Raw genomic sequence first — 18622 nt, forward strand, 5'->3', positions numbered from 1 at the left:
ATCGAATCTAGGAGAACGCGACATGTTGCAGAAAACCTATCCGTACTACCTCGCCAACGAGCCGGTGGCCGCCAACACCGATCTCGAAGTCACCGACAAATTCAGCGGCGAAGTCGCCACGCGCGTCGCAATGGCCGACGCGGCCGCGATCGACAAGGCGATCGGCCTGGCGGTCGATGCGATGCCCGCCATGCGCGCCTACCCGCCGTTCAAGCGCCAGGCGGTGCTCGAACATTGCGTCAAGCGCTTTCGCGAGCGCTACGACGAACTCGCGCTCGCGCTGTGCATCGAGGCGGGCAAGCCGATCAACGATTCGAAGGGCGAAGTCACGCGCCTGATCGATACGTTCAAGGTCGCCGCGGAGGAGAGCGTGCGGATCGACGGCGAGATCATCAATCTGCAGATTTCGCCGCGCGCGAACGGGTATCACGGCTATGTGAAGCGCGTGCCGATCGGGCCGTGCTCGTTCATCTCGCCGTTCAATTTTCCATTGAACCTGACCGCCCACAAGGTCGCGCCGGCGATCGCGGCCGGCGTGCCGTTCGTGCTGAAACCGGCGAGCCGCACACCGGTCGGCGCGCTGATCATGGGCGAAATTCTCGCGGAAACCGATCTGCCGAAGGGCGCGTTCTCGATTTTGCCCGCGCATCGCGACGGCGCCGACCTGTTCACGACCGACGAGCGCTTCAAGCTGCTGTCGTTCACCGGGTCGCCCGCGGTCGGCTGGGAGTTGAAGCGCAAAGCCGGCAAGAAGAAGGTGATTCTGGAGCTGGGCGGCAACGCGGCGGCGATCGTCGACGCTGACCAGGGCGGCAAGCTCGACTACGTGGTCGACCGGCTCGCGTTCGGCGCGTTCTATCAGTCGGGGCAGAGCTGCATCGGCGTGCAGCGGATTCTCGCGCACACGAGCGTCTACGACGCGCTGCGCGAGAAGCTGATCGCGAAGACGAAGTCGCTCGTGATGGGCGATCCGAAGAACGAAAAGACCTTCGTCGGGCCGATGATCTCCGAATCGGAAGCGAAGCGGCTCGCTGGCTGGATGGAGGGGGCGGTGCAGGCGGGCGCGCAGATCGTCGCGGGCGGCAAGGTCGACGGCGCGATGTTCGAGGCGACGCTGCTGGAAGGCGTGAAGCGCGACACCGATCTGTATCGCAAGGAGGCGTTCGGACCGGTTGCGATACTCGAGCGCTTCGACGATTTCGAGGCGGCGCTCGCGCAGGTCAACGACAGCGACTTCGGCCTGCAGGCCGGCGTGTTCACCGATTCGCTCGCGCATGCGCATCGCGCGTGGGATGCGCTCGAAGTGGGCGGCGTCGTGATCAACGACGTGCCGTCGTTTCGCGTCGACAACATGCCGTATGGCGGCGTCAAGGATTCGGGGCTCGGGCGCGAGGGCGTGCGCTACGCGATCGAGGACATGACCGAGATGCGGCTGATGGTGATGCGCGAGACGTGGTGAGGGGCGATCTGACGTGAGCGGGGGCGGGCGACCGTTCGCAATGGGGCCAGTGCGGGCGCGGGGACGGCTGACGAACGCCGCGCGCCGCCCGCCGAAGTGCCCGGCTGTCACGCCACTGTCGTCTGTGCGCACTACGCTGCGACCGAAGCAACGGCCGCGAGCCGCCGGCCAGCCAGCCGTCACGAGCGTTTTTGCTGAAGTGCTACAATGCTCGGCTTTCGGCGGATGCTTCCGCCAGCCGGAGCCGGCCGCATTATCCGAACTCAGACGGGTCTCGCGCGGAACGACGTGGCTCCGCCTTCATCCTGATGCCCTCCGCGGTCCCGACCGCTGTCGCGCGCATCGCGCCACGCGCCTTTTTAGCGAAAGCCACCATGTCCGACACAGCCGTCACGCCCAGCACCGAGACTTTTGATCAATTCGGCCTCGCGCCCGACATCCTGAAGGCCATCAAGGAATCGGGCTACACGTCGCCCACGCCGATCCAGGCGAAGGCGATCCCGGTCGTGCTGGCGGGCCGTGACGTGATGGGCGCCGCGCAGACCGGCACCGGCAAGACCGCGAGCTTCTCGCTGCCGATCATCCAGCGCCTGCTGCCGCAGGCCAGTACGAGCGCGTCGCCGGCGCGTCATCCGGTCCGCGCGCTGATCCTCACGCCGACCCGCGAACTGGCCGACCAGGTCGCCGCGAATGTGCAGGCGTACGCGAAGCACACGGCGCTGCGCAGCGCGGTCGTGTTCGGTGGCGTCGACATGAATCCGCAGTCCGAGCAGCTGCGCCGCGGCGTTGAAATCCTGATCGCGACGCCAGGTCGTCTGCTCGATCACGTGCAGCAGAAAACCGCGAACCTGGGCCAGGTGCAGATGCTCGTGCTCGACGAAGCCGACCGCATGCTCGATATGGGCTTCCTGCCCGACCTGCAGCGCATCCTGAACCTGCTGCCGAAAGAGCGCCAGACGCTGCTCTTTTCCGCGACGTTCTCGGGCGAAATCAAGAAGCTCGCCGCGACGTATCTGCGCAACCCGCAGACCATCGAAGTGGCGCGCAGCAACTCGACCGCGACCAATGTCACCCAGATCGTCTACGAAGTCGCCGAGGGCGACAAGACCGGCGCGGTCGTGCAGCTGATCCGCGAGCGTGGCCTGAAGCAGGTGCTCGTGTTCTGCAACAGCAAGATCGGCGCGAGCCGGCTCGCGCGCAGTCTCGAACGCGACGGCGTGGTCGCGACCGCGATTCACGGCGACCGCACGCAGAGCGAGCGCATGCAGGCGCTCGATGCGTTCAAGCGCGGCGAAGTCGAGGCGCTTGTCGCGACGGATGTCGCCGCACGCGGTCTCGACATCGTCGAACTGCCGACCGTGATCAACTTCGACCTGCCGTTCAACGCCGAAGACTACGTGCACCGGATCGGCCGCACGGGCCGCGCGGGCGCATCGGGCGACGCGCTGTCGCTGTGCAGCCCGAACGAGCGCAAGCAACTGGCCGACATCGAGAAGCTGATCAAGCGTCCGCTCGACTTGCAGCGCCTGACCGTCGAGGCGCCGGTGCGCCATCATCACGAGGACCGTCCGCCGCGCCGCGATCGCAGCGAATCGCGCGACGAGCGCAGCCGCCGTCGCACGGGCGGGGCGTCGGGTTCGTATGACCGTCCGCATCATCATCGCGCGCAACCGGTCGACGATTTCTTCCTGAAGCCGTACGAGCCGTCGCCGGCATCGGTGCGCACGATCGAGGAGACGGCCGCGTCGAACTCCGCGCCGCAAAAGACGGCGCCGAAGCGGCAACTGGCCGCGTTGCTCGGTGGCTTCGGAATGCCGAGGAAGACGCCTTCGTCGTCGTAAGACGGGCTGTCGGGTTCAGAGCTCGGGGTGCAACGCCTCGAGCGTAAAAACGGTGGGGCCGAGCGGTTCGAAGTCTCGGAAAACGCAGCAGGCTTCACGCGTGCGCATCATCTGGATGCGCGAATGTTCATCCGTTTTGCCCAGGCCGCGGTCGCGGCGCTGTAGAACTGCTCCAGCGTCGTGGGCGGCTCGCTTCCCAACTTCAGTCCCAGATGCCGTGCCGCCGCGCCTAGTGCTTCGAGCGGCTTGTCGCTATCGAGCGCGGTCGCGCCGTTCTGCTTGCTGAGTTTCTCGCCGTGCTCGTTCGTGACGACCGGCACATGCAGATACTCGGGCGTTGCCACACCCAGACAACGCTGCAGATAAATCTGCCGCGCCGTCGAATCCATCAGATCCGCGCCGCGCACGATGTGCGTGATGCCCGCGTCCGCATCGTCCACTACCACCGCCAGCTGATATGCCCACTGATCGTCCGCGCGGCGCAGCACGAAATCGCCGACCTCGGTCGCGAGATTTTGCGTCTGCGGACCCTGCCAGCGGTCGTCGAACGTGATCACGGCGGGCTCGCCGTCGGGTACGCGCAGGCGCCACGCGCGCGCCGGCTTGCCATGCAGACCCGTGCGGCAGGTGCCGGGGTAGGCGAGTGTCGTGTTGCGCGCGTGCGCGTGCAGCAGCGAATCGGCGATTTCCTTGCGCGTGCAGCCGCACGGATAGACCAGACCGGCCGATTTCAACTGCTCCAGCGCGTGCTGATAGCGCGCCATGCGCTGGCTTTGCCAGACCGGCGTTTCGTCCGCGCGCATGCCGAAGCGTTCGAGGGTCGCGAGGATGTCCTCGGCGGCACCGGGCATCGTGCGCGGTCCGTCGATATCTTCGACGCGCACGAGCCACGCGCCGCGCTGCGCGCGCGCGTCGAGCCAGCTCGCGAGCGCGCTGACCAGCGAGCCGAAATGCAGCGGGCCGGTCGGCGACGGCGCGAAGCGTCCGCGATAGGTCATGGTTTGGGGGCGACAGGCGAGGCGCCCGCGTCGCGGGGCACCCCGGCTGTCATTACGCGGCGCACCCGGCCTTGCTGTCCGGATGGCACGCCGGACAGGTCTTGCCCGCGACGTACATCGGCGATTGCTGTTGCTCGGGCGTGACCACCGCGCGGCAGCCGAAGCATTGCGCGGTCGCGGTCGGTTCGAGTTGCGGATTCAGCGCGGTGCGGTAGTCGAACACGAAGCAGTCGCCGTGATAATGCGCGCCGCCCACTTCCTCGAAGTATTTGAGGATGCCGCCTTCGAGCTGGTACACGTTCTCGAAGCCGACCTCCTTCATATGGATCGCGGCCTTCTCGCAGCGGATGCCGCCCGTGCAGAACGACACCACTGTCTTGTCCTGGAGATCGGCACGGTTGTTCTCGATTACCTCGGGGAATTCGCTGAACTTCGTGATCCGATAGTCGAGCGCGTTGTCGAACGTGCCGACGTCGACTTCGAACGCGTTGCGCGTGTCGAGCATCACGACCGGACGGCCTTCGTCGTCGTGACCGCGGTCGAGCCAGCTCTTCAGCGTCGGCGCGTCGACGAACGGTGCGCGGCCGAGCTCGGGGCGGATCGCCGGCTTTTTCATCGTGATGATTTCGCGCTTGAGCTTGACCAGCATGCGCGTGAAGGGCTGCTTGTCCGACAGGCTTTCCTTGAACTGCAGATTCGCGAACTTGCCTTCGAACAGCGCGTCGTGGCGAATGTAGTCGATGAATGCGTCGGTGTTCTCGCGCGTGCCGGCGATGAACAGGTTGATGCCTTCCGGCGCGAGCAGGATGGTGCCGCGCAGGCCGAGCGCATTGCAGCGTTCGGTGACGAACGGGCGCCAGGCGGCGGTGTCTTCGATGGTCGCGAATTGATACGCGGCGAGATTGACGATACTCATGTGTGTTCTGCGGTAAAGATGGCCGGCGTGGCGAGGGGCGGCGGGATGTGCCGCCGCTGTTGCGCCCCTATGAGACCCGGGGTTTGACGCGCGGGTTCGCGCGCGTTTGCCGCGCGTTTGCCGGTTAAATGGCCACGTCGAGAGAGGCGAAACCGCTATTATCCCTCAACCCGGCATTTTCCCCGACCTGGCCGAATGGCTAACGAGTTGCGCTAGCGCAAACAGCGCTCGCTCCGACCTCGTCCTGGCCGGATGGCCAACGCGCCGTTTTGACCTGAAATCCGCGGAAGGGTGGAGTTACAATGTCGCCCATGTCAGATCCCCGCTTCGTTCATCTCCGCGTTCACTCCGAATTCTCGATTGCCGACGGCATCGTGCGTCTCGACGACATCGTCGCGGCGGCGGCCAAAGACGGTCAGGGCGCGCTCGCGCTTACCGACCTCGGCAACGCGTTCGGCCTCGTCCGTTTCTACCAGGAAGCGCGTGGCAAAGGGATCAAACCCATTGCCGGCTGCGACGTCTGGATCACCAATCCTGACGACCGCGACAAGCCTTCCCGCCTGCTGCTGCTGGTCAAGGACCGCCGCGGTTACCTGAACCTCTGCGAATTGCTCAGCAAGGCCTCGCTGACGAACCAGTATCGCGGCCGCGCGGAAATCGAAGCCGGCTGGCTCGAATCCGGTCTGGGCGAAGGGCTGCTCGCGCTGTCGGGCGCGCAGCAGGGCGACATCGGTCTCGCGCTGGCGGCCGGCAACGAAGAGGCGGCGAAGCGCCACGCGCAGCATTGGGCGAAGGTGTTCCCAGGCGGCTTCTATATCGAGCTGCAGCGCTACGGCCAGCCTGGCGGCGAGCAGTACGTGCAGCAGGCGGTCGCGCTCGCGGCATCGCTGAAACTGCCGGTCGTCGCGTCGCACCCGATGCAGTTCATGACGCCGGACGACTTCACCGCGCACGAAGCGCGCGTGTGTATTTCCGAAGGCGACATTCTCGCGAATCCGCGTCGCCAGAAGCGCTTCACGGCCGAGCAGTATTTCCGCACGCAACAGGAAATGGCCACGCTGTTCGCGGACATTCCTTCGGCGCTAGCGAACACGGTGCAGATCGCCAAGCGCTGCAATCTGACGCTCGAACTCGGCAAGCCGAAGCTGCCGCTCTTTCCGACGCCCGACGGCATGTCGCTCGACGACTACCTGGTGCAGCTGTCGAAAGAGGGCCTGGAAAAGCGGCTCGAACAGTTGTATCCGGACGAGGCCGAGCGCGACGCGCAACGCCCGACGTACTACCAGCGCCTCGAATTCGAATGCGGCACGATCATCAAGATGGGCTTTCCGGGCTACTTCCTGATCGTCGCGGACTTCATCAACTGGGCCAAGAACAACGGCGTGCCGGTCGGGCCGGGCCGGGGTTCGGGCGCGGGTTCGCTGGTCGCCTATGCGCTCGGCGTGACCGATCTCGATCCGCTGCGCTACAACCTGCTGTTCGAGCGTTTCCTGAATCCGGAGCGGGTGTCGATGCCCGACTTCGATATCGACTTCTGCCAGCACGGCCGCGATCGCGTGATCCAGTACGTGAAGGAGAAATACGGCGCGAACGCGGTGTCGCAGATCGCGACGTTCGGCACGATGGCGGCGAAGGCGGCGGTGCGCGACATCGGCCGCGTGCTCGATCTCGGCTACATGTTCACGGACGGCATCGCGAAGTTGATCCCGTTCAAGCCGGGCAAGCACGTGACGATCGCCGACGCGATGAAGGAAGAGCCGCTGTTGCAGGAGCGCTTCGACAACGAAGACGAAGTGCACCAACTGCTCGAACTCGCGCAGCGCGTCGAAGGCTTGACGCGTAACGTCGGCATGCACGCGGGCGGCGTGCTGATCGCGCCGGGCAAGCTGACCGATTTCTGCCCCTTGTACACGCAGGGCGACGAAAGCGGCGTCGTCAGCCAGTACGACAAGGACGACGTCGAAGCAGTCGGCCTCGTGAAGTTCGACTTTCTGGGCCTGACCACGCTGACCATTCTGGATTGGGCCGAGCGCTACATCCGCCGCCTCGATCCGTCGAAGCAGGACTGGTCGCTCGCCCAGGTGCCGCTCGACGATCCGGCGTCGTTCTCGATCCTGAAGAAAGCGAATACGGTCGCCGTGTTCCAGCTGGAAAGCCGCGGCATGCAGGGCATGCTGAAGGACGCGCAGCCCGACCGCTTCGAAGACATCATCGCGCTCGTCGCGTTGTACCGCCCGGGTCCGATGGACCTGATCCCGAGCTTCTGTGCGCGTAAGCACGGCCGCGAGGTGGTGGAATATCCGGACCCGCGCGTCGAACCTGTTCTGAAAGAGACCTACGGCATCATGGTCTACCAGGAGCAGGTGATGCAAATGGCGCAGATCATCGGCGGCTACTCGCTGGGCGGTGCCGACCTGCTGCGTCGCGCGATGGGTAAGAAAAAGCCCGAGGAAATGGCCAAGCACCGCGAAATTTTCGCGGAAGGCGCGGCCACCAACGGCCTCACGCGCGAGAAGTCCGACGAAATCTTCGACCTGATGGAGAAGTTCGCGGGCTACGGCTTCAACAAGTCGCACGCGGCCGCCTACGCGCTGCTTGCGTACTACACCGCGTGGCTGAAGGCGCACCATCCGGCCGAATTCATGGCGGCCAACATGTCGCTCGCGATGGACGACACGGACAAGGTCAAGATCCTGTTCGAAGACTGCCTCGCGAACAGGATGGCCGTGCTGCCGCCGGACGTGAACCTGTCCGCGTATCGCTTCGAGCCGGTCGCCGAAGCCGACGGCAAGCGCTCGCGCACGATCCGCTACGGTCTCGGCGCGATCAAGGGCAGCGGCCAGAACGCGATCGAAGAAATCCTGCGCGCACGCGAGGAAGGCCGCTTCATCGACATCTTCGATTTCTGCAACCGCGTCGATCGGCGCATCGTCAATCGTCGCACGATCGAGGCGCTGATTCGCGCCGGCGCGTTCGACACGCTGCATCTGAACCGCGCGCAGCTGATCGCGTCGGTGTCGCTCGCGATGGAAGCGGCCGAGCAGGCGGCGGCCAACGCGATGCAAGCCGGGCTGTTCGACATGGGCGACGCGCCGTCGCAAGGCCACGAACTCGTCGACGAACCGGAGTGGCCGGAAAAGCGCAAGCTGCAGGAAGAAAAGGCCGCGCTCGGTTTCTACCTGTCGGGCCATCTGTTCGATGCATACAAGGACGAAGTGCGTCGCTTCGTGCGCCAGAAGATCGGCGAGCTGAAGGAAGGGCGCGACAAGCTGGTCGCGGGCGTGATCGTGTCGCTGCGCACGCAGATGACCCAGCGCGGCAAGATGCTGATCGCGCTGCTCGACGACGGCACCGGCCAGTGCGAAGTGACGGTGTTCAACGAGGTCTTCGAAGAGCACAAGCAGTTGTTCAAGGAAGACGAGCTGCTGGTCGTGCAGGGCCAGGCGCGCAACGACGCGTTCACGGGCGGCATCCGCTTCACGGTCGAAACGGTGATGGATCTCGGCCGCGCGCGCTGCCGTTACGCGGACTCGCTGAAGGTGCAGATGAACGGCAACGCGGACGCGCAGGCATTGCGCCGGGTGCTCGAAGCGCACACCGCCGGCAAGGACGAGCCGTCCGCCACAGCCGCGCCGGCGGCCGCGCCGCGCGGCAATGGCGGTGGGCGTGGCGGCTTCGGCGGCGATGGCGGCCGTCAGCGTCAAGCGGTGCAGATTCCGAACGGGCTCGCGGTGCAGGTCGTTTATCGCAGCGAGCATGCGCAAGGCGAAATGCGTCTGGGCGACGCGTGGCGCGTGAAGCCGACCGATGAACTGCTCGCCGCGCTGCGCGGCGAGTTTGCGGGAAGCTCGATCGAGATCGTGTATTGAGCGAGGTCCGCGGTGTGGATGGGCCGGTGCCGCGTGTACCGGCTAACTTTAGCGCCCGCCCGTTTTTTCCAGGCGTGCCAGCTTCAGAAACCGGTAGTACACCGTCTCCGCATTGAACAGCGCGATCATCAGCCCGGTGCGGCCATCCAGAAAACCGCGCCGCAGCAGATAAGTCCGCACGAACGCCCACAGGCCGCGCCCGAGCGCGAGTCGAATGCTGCCTTTCTGCCCGGCCTCGTAACGCTGCCGCGCGCCGGCCGTCGAATACGCGTCGAGCTTGCGCAGCACACCCTCGTAGTCCTCGTACGAGTAGTGCATCAGCTTGCCGGTCAGGCGTTGCGCGGGCGTGTCGAACACGAGGCGCTCGTGCACGAGGTCGTCGGAGAAGCGCGCGGTGCCGCGTTTGAAGAGGCGCGGAATCCAGTCCGGATACCAGCCGCTGTGATGGACCCAGTGGCCGCAGAAACTCGACAGACGGTCCACCGCATAGACGTCGGCGGCGGGCGCGGCGAGCGTCGCGCGAATCGATGCGGCAAGTTCCGGTGTGACGATTTCGTCGGCGTCGAGCGACAGGATCCAGCTTGTCGTCAGGGCATCGACCGCGCGGTTCTTTTGCGGGCCGAAGCCCGGCCAGTCCGTCTGTTCGATGACGCGAGCGCCGTTCGCGCGAGCAATGTCGGCGGTGCCGTCGGTGCTGCCGCCGTCGACCACGACGATCTGGTCGGCAAAGGCCACGGCCTGCAGGCATTCGGCCAGCCGCGCCGCTGCGTTCCGGGTGATGATGGCAACGCCAAGAGTGGTTTCTTGCATACCTGAGTTGCGTGGAGGACGAAGTGACGGAGCGGGTCGCGACCCGGCAATCGAGCAGCGAGTATACACATCTCATCCGGCCCCACACCACGGCGCCGATCCGCCATGTGTTGCGCGCATGCCGTCGCGCGCCGAGCGCCGGCCGTCATCTGCAACCGATTACAATGCTCTTTTTTGATATTTCACGCGGCCGGCCAATCATGCGCCGCGTGCTCGCCGTTCCGCATTTCCAGAGGATTCCTTGAGCGCGAAGCCAACGTTAAGCAAACCCATGGGTGCAGGCGATGCGTCGTCGCCGGCCGTCGTCCTGCGGCGCCTGTGGCCCTTCATCAAGCCGCTGCTGTGGGTCGTGGTCGGCGCGATCATCGCGATGGCGGTGAGCGCCGGCACCGACGCCGCCATTCCCGCGCTGCTCAAGCCGCTGCTCGACAAGGGCTTCGGCTCGCACGCAGTCGACAAGACCAAGTGGCTCGTGCCGATCGCGGTGATCGGCCTCGCGCTGATTCGCGGCGTGTCGCAGTACGCGTCCGGCTATCTGCTCGCGTACGTGTCGAACAAGATCCTGCTCGAGTTGCGTCTGAAGATGTTCGACCGCATGATCCACACGAGCGTCGCGTTCTTCCAGCGCGAAACCGCGAGCACGGTGATCAACGCGATCGTCTTCGAGGTCAACCAGATCCTGAACGTGCTGCTGAGCGTGATGGTCACGCTCGTGCGCGACTCGCTGACGGTGGTCTTCCTGCTCGGCTATCTGTTCTATCTGAACTGGCGCCTGACGTTGATCGTCGCGGTGCTGCTGCCAGGCATCGGCTGGCTGGTCGGCAAGATCAATCGCCGGCTGCGGCGACTGAACCGCGAGCATCAGCTGCTCACCAACGAGCTGTCGTATATCGTCGAAGAAACGGTGGGCGGCTACAAGGTCGTCAAGGTGCATAACGGCGAGCAATACGAGACGGACCGCTTCACCGCGATGAGCCGGCGCCTGCGCGGCTACGCGATGCGCATGACGGTCTCCGGTGGCCTCGCGCAGCCGTTGACGCAGTTCCTGGCGTCGATCGCGCTCGCGGTCGTGATCACGATCGCGGTGGTGCAGTCGTCGTCGGATCAGACGACGGTCGGCGGCTTCGTCGCGTTCGTCACGTCGATGCTCCTGATCATCTCGCCGCTCAAGCATCTGATGGACGTGAACCAGCCGTTGCAGCGCGGCATGACCGCGGCCGAGCTGATCTTCGGCCTGATCGACGAGCCGGCCGAGCCGGAAGGCGGCGGCAAGCCGCTCGCTCACGCGCGCGGCGAGGTCGAGTTCCGCGACGTGTCGTTCATCTACGGCACGAACTCCACGCACAACCGCCATACGCTCGACCAGGTGTCGTTCAAGATCGCGCCGGGCGAGATGGTCGCGCTCGCGGGGCCGTCGGGCAGCGGCAAGACCACGCTCGTGAACCTGTTGCCGCGCTTCTTCGATCCGACCGGGGGCGCGATTCTGGTCGACGGCGTCGCGCTGCCCGAGTACGACCTGCACGCGCTGCGCAGCCAGATCGCGATGGTGAGCCAGGACGTCGTGCTGTTCAACGACACCATCGCGCACAACGTCGCGTACGGTCAGGAAGTCGATGCCGAGAAGGTCAAGGCGGCGTTGCGCGCGGCGAACCTGTGGGACACCGTGCAGGCGATGCCGCAGGGCATCGAGACGCTCGTCGGCGACAACGGCATGATGCTGTCGGGCGGCCAACGCCAGCGTCTCGCGATCGCGCGCGCGATCTACAAGAACGCGCCGATCCTGATTCTCGACGAAGCGACATCGGCGCTCGATTCCGAGTCCGAGCGCCACGTGCAGGCGGCGCTCGAAACGCTGATGAAAGGCCGCACCACGCTCGTGATCGCGCATCGCCTGTCGACGATCGAGCGCGCCGACCGCATCCTCGTGATGGAGGCGGGGCGGATCGTCGAGCGCGGCAGCCATCGCGAGTTGCTCGAGCACGACGGCTTGTACGCCCATCTGCATCGTATCCAGTTCCAGCAAAGCCCGGTTTGATCCGGCACATTGCGAACGGGAGCGCGGGCCGGTGTTGTGTTTAAGTCTCAATTCATTGCGCTTGTTCGGCGCCGAGCTGCCCGTCGATGCGCGTCACGACATGTATGCGTTTTCGCGCGGTGTCGCGAGCTGGCGCGGCGCATTCGAGTTCGTGATGATCAGCCACACCGGCGAGATCTTCGCGCGCTCGGCGAAGATGCTGCGGCGCTTGCGCGTGAGCGTGCTGAGCTTCGGCGTCGAGGTGCGGCGCGCGGACTTTCGTGACCGATGTGGCGTCGCCAGGCACCGCGAGATCCTATCGTCGTCTTCAGGCCTTTCTGCCCCGCACGACCCGCTTGATCCAGATGCCCGGCGCGTAGACCATCGGGCAACTCGCATACAGGAACATCCGAATCCGCAGCCCGAGCTTCACGCCGGCGCTGCGCGTCACCAGCCCGAGGCGTTCGCCGAGGCTGCCCGCTTCGAACATCGCATGGATGAACTGCGCGCGCGCGAGCTTCGGCGCCATCGCCGCGCGCATGCGTTCGCCCACACCGGCGATCTGAGCGTCGCGCTGCAGTTGCGCGAGCTCCGCGAGTCCGTAGCGATTGCTTTGCCGCATCCGCGCGATCAGCTCGTCGACCGACTGGTAGCGGCGCTTGCGCGAAAGTCCGCCGCGCCGATAGCGCACCAGCGGCTCGTGCAGACTGATCGCGCCGCCCGACAGGATCGCGCGCAGCACCATGATCTGATCCTCGGCCGCGGCGCCCGGCAGCATCGGCCCAAAGCGCTCGATCAGGCGTCGCGACCACGTATGTGCCGCGCCGATCAGCCATGGACGCTCGACGAGCCAGTCGTCGAAGCTGCGATAGCGATCGAGTTCGGTCGGGCTCACGCGCTCGTGCACGTGACCCGCTTCGTCCATGTCGGCGAGATCGGTGGCGATCAGGTCGGGGCGGCGCCCATGCGCGAGCCAGCAGTCGACGACGCGCTCGCAGCGCGCGGGCGCCGACATGTCGTCGCCGGCGGCGACGAACAGCAGTTCGCCGTGCGCGAGCTGCGCGAGTTGCGACAGGTGCGCGCTGATGCCCTGGTTCACGGTATTGCGCCGTGCGATCACGCGATGCGGGCCCGCGTAGCCGGCGAGCGCCGCTTCGATCGCGGCGTAGGTGGCGTCGCTGGACGCGTCGTCGGAGACGATGATTTCGAGCGGCTCGTAGGTTTGCGCGAGCGCGCTGCGCACGGCGTCGCCGATCTGCTCTGCCTGGTTGTAGGCGATCAGCAGCATCGAGACGAGCGGACGGGCGGTGTCGGCGGTTGCGGCGGACGGCGGACTATCGGTCATGGAGTCGGGACGAAGGCGATTGGCCTAGATTCTAGCCGCTGACGGCCGCGCCGCGCGACGCACGCGGCAAACCCGGGCACCCCGAGCTGAGCCCGGCGAAACCCATCCTTTACAATTGCCGCTGCCCCGAAACTGCGCACCCACGGCCTCGCCCGCGCGTGCGCCTCACCGAGACCGATCCTTGTCAGAGCCAAACCGCGACGCAGCCCTCGACCCGAACCGCCGCCCCCTCACCGACATCGCGCTGACCGCCCAGGCGCTGAAGAACAGCGGCGGCGCCGAGCGTTACACGCGCGACGTGATCGCCGGCCTGCATCGCATGGGTTTGCGCCCGACGCTGTACGCGCGCGAGATCGACCGCGCGCTGCCCGAGGCCGCGTGGATCGATGCGCAGCCGCTCGACGTACGCTGGGCGCCGCGCAAGCTGCGCAACCTCGCGTTCGACTGGCGTCTGAAGCAGCGGTTGAAGCGGCATCGTCCGGCGTGCGTGTTCTCGATCAATCACTCGACGCATGCCGACGTCGCGTTGTGCGGCGGCACGCATCCGGGTTCGCTCGAAGCCGCGGGCCGCGCGCCGCGCCGCAGCGACGAATGGCAGATCGAGCTCGAGCGGCGCGTCTACACGCGGGCGCGCTCGATCGTCGCGCATTCGCAATTGATGAGCCGCGAGTTGCAGCGTTTTTATGACGTGCCGGCCGCGCGGATCGACGTGCTCTATCCGCCCGTCGAGACCGCACGCTTCCGGCCGCTCGACCCCGCCGCGCGCGCGGCCGTGCGCCGCCAGCTCGGCGTGCCCGACGATCGCGTGATGTTCGTGTTCTCGTCGACGAGTCACGAGCGCAAGGGCTATCCGCTGCTCGAAGCGTTTTTCTCGCGCACGACGCTGCCGGTCTGCCTCGTCGTCGCGGGACGCCCGGTGCCGAAAACCGGCGACACAATTCGTTACGCGGGTTACAGCAAGGAGATCGAAAAACTGTTCGCGGCCGCCGATTTCACGGTCGTCGCGTCGGCGTACGAGCCGTTCGGGCTCGTCGGCGTGGAGTCGGTGATGTGCGGCACGCCGCTCGTGATCGCCGACAACGTCGGCTCGGCGGAGACGGTGACCGGTGCCGCGAAGATCGAGTTCTCGCGGCAGACCGCGGGCAGTTTCGAGCGCGCGATCGAGCAGGCGGTCGAGCGCGTGAAGAGCGGCGCCGCGCGCATCGCGACGCCGCGCGACAGCCTCGTGTACGACCCGAGCGTCGACGCGCACGTCGCGGCGCTTTACGAGGTGTTCACGCGGGGATGAGGGCGGCGCTCCGCGCTCGGGTTGCCGCTTCTCGTCAAATCAAAATCAATCGCGCGGCTGCGTCTCGCGCACGACCGCGGCTGGCGCCGGCGTGGTCCGCGCTTCGCTTCGCAACTCGCGCTTGCGTGCATCGATCACCGCCAGCAGCGTCGCCACCAGCGAGGCGAGCAGCACCGCCACCATCATCGGCACCAGCACGTCGATAGTGAGCCCGAAGATCACCGTGCTCGCCGCGACCGCGAGACCCGCGTACGACGCGGCGCGAATCGCCGGATCGGTCTCATGCCGGTGTCGCCAGAAATACACCGTGATCCCGTAGTAGAACAGCAACAGGCAGATCACGCCGACCGCGCCCATCTCGGCGAGCGTCGAGAAAAAGTCGCTATGCGCGCGCTCGTTGACGATCTCGGCCTTCACTTCGCCGCGCTTCGCCATCACGCCGAGCTCGTCGACCAGATGGCCTTTGCCGACGCCCCACACCGGATGCCGCTCGAACATCATCCGCGACGCGTTCCACAGTTGCAGGCGCAGGCCGGTGGCCGTGTCGTCCTCGCCCTTGCGCATCATCGACACGTCGTTCGGCACCTCGGCAAAGCGCTTCTGAACCCGTTCGGTCGACAACAGACCGCCCGCCCCGATCACGATGACGAGCGTCGCGATCAGCAGGCGCTTCTTGTGCGTGAACCAGTGGTACTGCATGCCGAGCAGCACGACGAACACCGGCACGGCGATCCAGCCGCCGCGCGAGCCCGACAGAAACGATGCATAGCCGCCCGACACCAGCGCGAGCACGCGCGGCACCAGCACGCGCCAGTCGCGCGGATTGTCCCAGCCAAGCGTGAACACCGACAGGAACCCGAGCAGCAGCGCGGTATCGCCGAACGGAATCGCGTTCGTGTACGAGTTGTTCAGGCGGTTCGCGTCGGTCCAGCCGCCGGGCGGCTGATCGATGAACGCCCATGCGCCGACCGCGAGCGCGCCGGCCGCGCAGCCCCAGCCGATCAAGCGCAGATTGCGCGACGGCAATTGCCGCAGCAGCAGGAACACCAGAAGCGCGAGCACGAAACGCGACGCATTGTCGAACTCGCGTGGCAGCCAGAAGCCGAGCACCAACTGCTGCGCGCCGATCCCGACGACGAACGCGAGCATGCCGATCGTGAACCAGCGGTAGGTCCGCAACGCGGAGAAATAGCCCGGCATGCGCCGGTTGACGATGGCCGCGCCGAGCGCGAGCGCGACGAGCGCGAAAAAGCAGTAGCCGGTGCCGCCGCGCCACATCAGATTGACCGCGGGCGCGAGAAACAGCAGAGCCGACGTGAGCCAGATCAGACTGGAAGCAAAAATCATAGGTCTACGTTATCGATGAACACACTACCGTTCCGGTGGTGAAATTGCAGGGGTGCCGGACCATTTGAGTTTTTCAAGACGGTAGAGCGATCCGGATTATAACCATGCGCTTCCTTGCGAAATGCTTGCTGCCGCACGCGGGAAGGTTCCGCTGGTCCGCGGCATGCGGGTGGGGCGGGCGCGGGCGGCGTCTGTCGTGCGAGCAGGCGGGGGCGGTACAATCGCGCGACATTCATGGCCGGGGCGCGGCGCATGCCGCGCCCCGCGCCCAGCTCAACGGACCGACTCGATGTTCTCAATCATCATCCCGACCTGGAACAACCTGCCTTATCTGCGCCTCGTGATCAAAAGCCTGCGCCGTCATTCGACGCATCCGCACCAGCTCATCGTGCACGTGAACGACGGTTCGGACGGCACGCTCGCGTGGGTGCGCGACGAGGGCATCGAGCACACGGCGTCGCCCGGCAATATCGGCATCTGCCACGCGGTCAATATCGCGGCGGCGCGCGCGACGCAGGACTACATCGTCTACATGAACGACGACATGTACTGCTGCCCCGGCTGGGACGACGCGCTCGTCAAGCGTCTCGCGCAGATGCCGGCCGACAACCTGTTCATGTTGTCGGGCACGATGATCGAGCCGGTGGATTCGGGCAATCCATGCGTGGTCGTGCGTGACTTCGGCCGCGACGCGCAGGCGTTTCGCGCCGACGAGCTGGTCGCCGCCGCGGCCGGTCTCGTGCGCGCCGACTGGCGCGGCGCGACGTGGCCGCCGACGCTCGTGCATCGGGACTGGTGGTTCAAGGTGGGCGGCTACAGCAGCGAACTGAGCCCCGGCATGAGCAGCGACAACGATTTCTCGATGAAGTTGTGGGACGCGGGCTGCCGCGTGTTCGTCGGCGTCGGCGACAGTCTCGTCTATCACTTCCAGCAGAAGAGCACCGGCAAGATCGTGAAGAACGACGGGCGTCGCCAGTTCCTCAACAAGTGGGGGATGACACAGGCGACCTTCGACCGCTATTACCTGCGCCGCGGCACCGCTATCGACGTCGCGCTCGCGGTCAGCGAGCCCGAGCGCACCGGCCGGCTGCGCCGTGCGCTGCTGAAGTCGCGCATCAAGCGCGCGTTGGGCTGACGGGCGGCGAGCCGAAAACGGCTGCTTGACGCGCTGCGTGTGTCAAACGCCGCGCGTTACGAGCGGCAGCACCGTCAGATCCGGATGCGTGCCGTCGACGATGCTGCGTCCCACGTGCACCGCTTCGGAGAGCGCGTCGGCGAGGCTCGCGAAGCTCTCCTCGCCGTCCGCGTGAAACGGCACCGCATGGCCGGGAAGCTGGGGGTTGGCGCCCGGATGGCAGACGTAGCCTAGATACGTGTAGCGGCTGTTTTTCGCGGCCGCATCGGCGGCATGCGCCGGGTCGGGCGGATCCTTCGCGACAGGTGACACGTGTATCTCGAAGCCCTCGTATTGCACCGTCTGCCAGCTTGCGGTTTGGTCGGCCATGACCGCCTCCGTCCGGGTCTGTCCTGTCCAAAAGTCTAGGTGATTTGCCGCCAAAACGCGCGGGCGGCCGGCTACGGCCAAACCATGACGGCTTCGACTATGGAGGCGCTCTTGGGAAGTGGGTTGATGAAGCGCATTCTGCTGAGATCGGCGAGGTTTTGATAATTAAGCCGCAGTTGGAGAGATTTTCGTTTAATTTTTGAAATTGGGCGGTCTGCAGGATCGCGTCCGCCAGAACGCCCCGGCTGGTTCTCGTCGGATAAAATGCTGCGCTTTGCCTAAATCCGACTTCGCTCATGTGGTTCAAAAACCTTCAGCTGCACCGTCTGCCCGCGCCGTGGTCCGTCAACCCTGAACAGATGCAGAAGTGGCTCGCGCCGTACGCGTTCGCGCCCGGCCAGAGCGTCGAGATGCAGGCCCAAGGCTGGGCGCCGCCGCGCGACGGCGACTCGCTGGTCTACGCAATGAACGGTCAGATGCTGCTGACGTTCCGTGCCGAGAAGAAGCTGCTGCCCGCGTCGGTCGTCACCCAGGTCACGCGCGAGCGCGCGGCCGAGCTCGAGGAGCAGCAGGGCTTCAAGCCGGGCCGCAAGCAGATGCGCGACCTGAAGGAGCAGGTCACCGACGAGCTGCGGCCGCGCGCGTTCAGCATCCGCCGCGATACGCGCGTGTGGATCGATTGCACGAATGGCTGGCTCGTGATCGACGCGGCGTCGCAGGCGCTCGCCGACGATGTGCGCGGTCTGCTCGTGAAGTCGATCGACCAGTTGCCGCTGATGACGGTGCGCGTCGCGCAGTCGCCGGTCGCGGCGATGACCGGCTGGCTGCTCGACGGCGACGCGCCGGCGGGTTTCACGCTCGATCAGGACACCGAGCTGCGTTCGCCCGCCGAGGGCAACGCGACGGTGCGCTATGTCGGCCATGCGCTGGACGCCGAAGACATGCGCCGCCACATCGAGGCGGGCAAGCAATGCATGCGGCTTGCGATGACGTGGAACGATCGCGTGTCGTTCGTGCTGACGCCGTCGCTGACGATCAAGCGCGTCGCGCCGCTCGACGTGCTCAAGGAAGCGAGCGACCCGACCGCGCAGAACGACGACGAGCGCTTCGATTCCGACGTCGCGCTGATGACGGCCGAGCTCGACCGCATGCTGCGCGATCTGCTCGATGCGCTGGGCGGCGAGCAGGGCGAGCAAGGGTTCGCGTTGCCGCAGGCCGTCGCGGCCTGAGC

General features: G+C 66.0%; 13 protein-coding genes. 7 read left to right on the forward strand and 6 right to left on the reverse strand.

Annotated elements, in window-relative coordinates; translation table 11 throughout:
- Nucleotides 1-22 precede the first annotated feature (22 nt).
- Nucleotides 23-1459, forward strand: a complete 1437-nt coding sequence (locus HDG33_RS01345) for an aldehyde dehydrogenase family protein (protein ID WP_184021588.1) — start codon at nucleotides 23-25, stop codon at nucleotides 1457-1459.
- Nucleotides 1460-1833: 374 nt separating this feature from the next.
- The gene (locus HDG33_RS01350) at nucleotides 1834-3300 is read left to right on the forward strand and encodes a DEAD/DEAH box helicase (RefSeq protein WP_184021591.1); all 1467 of its coding nucleotides are present in this window, start codon (nucleotides 1834-1836) and stop codon (nucleotides 3298-3300) included.
- 107 nt (nucleotides 3301-3407) lie between these two features.
- On the opposite strand, the gene gluQRS is transcribed toward HDG33_RS01350, so the two are convergent.
- Together gluQRS and HDG33_RS01360 are read right to left on the reverse strand one after the other, a co-directional pair.
- Nucleotides 3408-4298 (reverse strand): tRNA glutamyl-Q(34) synthetase GluQRS, encoded by an 891-nt coding sequence (gluQRS, locus tag HDG33_RS01355; protein ID WP_184021594.1) that lies wholly within the window; start codon nucleotides 4296-4298, stop codon nucleotides 3408-3410.
- Nucleotides 4299-4350: 52 nt separating this feature from the next.
- Nucleotides 4351-5214: a sulfurtransferase gene (locus HDG33_RS01360; protein ID WP_184021599.1), complete on the reverse strand. Its 864-nt coding sequence runs from the start codon at nucleotides 5212-5214 to the stop codon at nucleotides 4351-4353.
- 302 nt (nucleotides 5215-5516) lie between these two features.
- On the opposite strand from HDG33_RS01360, the gene dnaE reads away from it, so the two are divergent.
- A complete protein-coding gene (gene dnaE / locus HDG33_RS01365; protein WP_184021610.1) occupies nucleotides 5517-9083 on the forward strand; it encodes a DNA polymerase III subunit alpha in 3567 nt (1188 codons plus the stop codon).
- A gap of 48 nt (nucleotides 9084-9131) precedes the next feature.
- Here dnaE and HDG33_RS01370 read toward each other — a convergent pair whose 3' ends face one another.
- A complete protein-coding gene (locus tag HDG33_RS01370) occupies nucleotides 9132-9893 on the reverse strand; it encodes a glycosyltransferase family 2 protein (RefSeq protein WP_184021618.1) in 762 nt (253 codons plus the stop codon).
- A gap of 241 nt (nucleotides 9894-10134) precedes the next feature.
- Between HDG33_RS01370 and msbA the strand changes: the two genes are divergently transcribed.
- Nucleotides 10135-11928, forward strand: a complete 1794-nt coding sequence (msbA, locus tag HDG33_RS01375; RefSeq protein WP_184021635.1) for a lipid A export permease/ATP-binding protein MsbA — start codon at nucleotides 10135-10137, stop codon at nucleotides 11926-11928.
- 307 nt (nucleotides 11929-12235) lie between these two features.
- On the opposite strand, the gene HDG33_RS01380 is transcribed toward msbA, so the two are convergent.
- Nucleotides 12236-13252 carry a glycosyltransferase gene (locus tag HDG33_RS01380; protein ID WP_184021638.1) on the reverse strand — a complete coding sequence of 339 codons (1017 nt, stop codon included), beginning with the start codon at nucleotides 13250-13252 and terminating at the stop codon, nucleotides 12236-12238.
- Between the two features lie 181 nt (nucleotides 13253-13433).
- On the opposite strand from HDG33_RS01380, the gene HDG33_RS01385 reads away from it, so the two are divergent.
- On the forward strand, nucleotides 13434-14540 hold the full coding sequence (locus HDG33_RS01385; protein ID WP_184021641.1) for a glycosyltransferase family 4 protein: 1107 nt from the start codon (nucleotides 13434-13436) through the stop codon (nucleotides 14538-14540).
- A gap of 45 nt (nucleotides 14541-14585) precedes the next feature.
- Here HDG33_RS01385 and HDG33_RS01390 read toward each other — a convergent pair whose 3' ends face one another.
- A complete protein-coding gene (locus HDG33_RS01390) occupies nucleotides 14586-15887 on the reverse strand; it encodes an O-antigen ligase (RefSeq protein WP_184021644.1) in 1302 nt (433 codons plus the stop codon).
- A gap of 289 nt (nucleotides 15888-16176) precedes the next feature.
- Between HDG33_RS01390 and HDG33_RS01395 the strand changes: the two genes are divergently transcribed.
- Nucleotides 16177-17022, forward strand: a complete 846-nt coding sequence (locus tag HDG33_RS01395) for a glycosyltransferase family 2 protein (protein WP_184021652.1) — start codon at nucleotides 16177-16179, stop codon at nucleotides 17020-17022.
- 42 nt (nucleotides 17023-17064) lie between these two features.
- Here the strand turns inward: HDG33_RS01395 and HDG33_RS01400 are convergent, their stop codons facing one another.
- Nucleotides 17065-17391: a hypothetical protein gene (locus HDG33_RS01400; RefSeq protein WP_090803681.1), complete on the reverse strand. Its 327-nt coding sequence runs from the start codon at nucleotides 17389-17391 to the stop codon at nucleotides 17065-17067.
- Nucleotides 17392-17687: 296 nt separating this feature from the next.
- On the opposite strand from HDG33_RS01400, the gene HDG33_RS01405 reads away from it, so the two are divergent.
- Nucleotides 17688-18620, forward strand: coding sequence for a recombination-associated protein RdgC (locus tag HDG33_RS01405; protein WP_184021656.1), 933 nt, complete (start codon nucleotides 17688-17690; stop codon nucleotides 18618-18620).
- Nucleotides 18621-18622: the final 2 nt, after the last annotated feature.

The sequence above is a fragment of the Paraburkholderia sp. Cpub6 genome (assembly GCF_014201065.1).
Lineage (GTDB): Bacteria > Pseudomonadota > Gammaproteobacteria > Burkholderiales > Burkholderiaceae > Paraburkholderia > Paraburkholderia tuberum.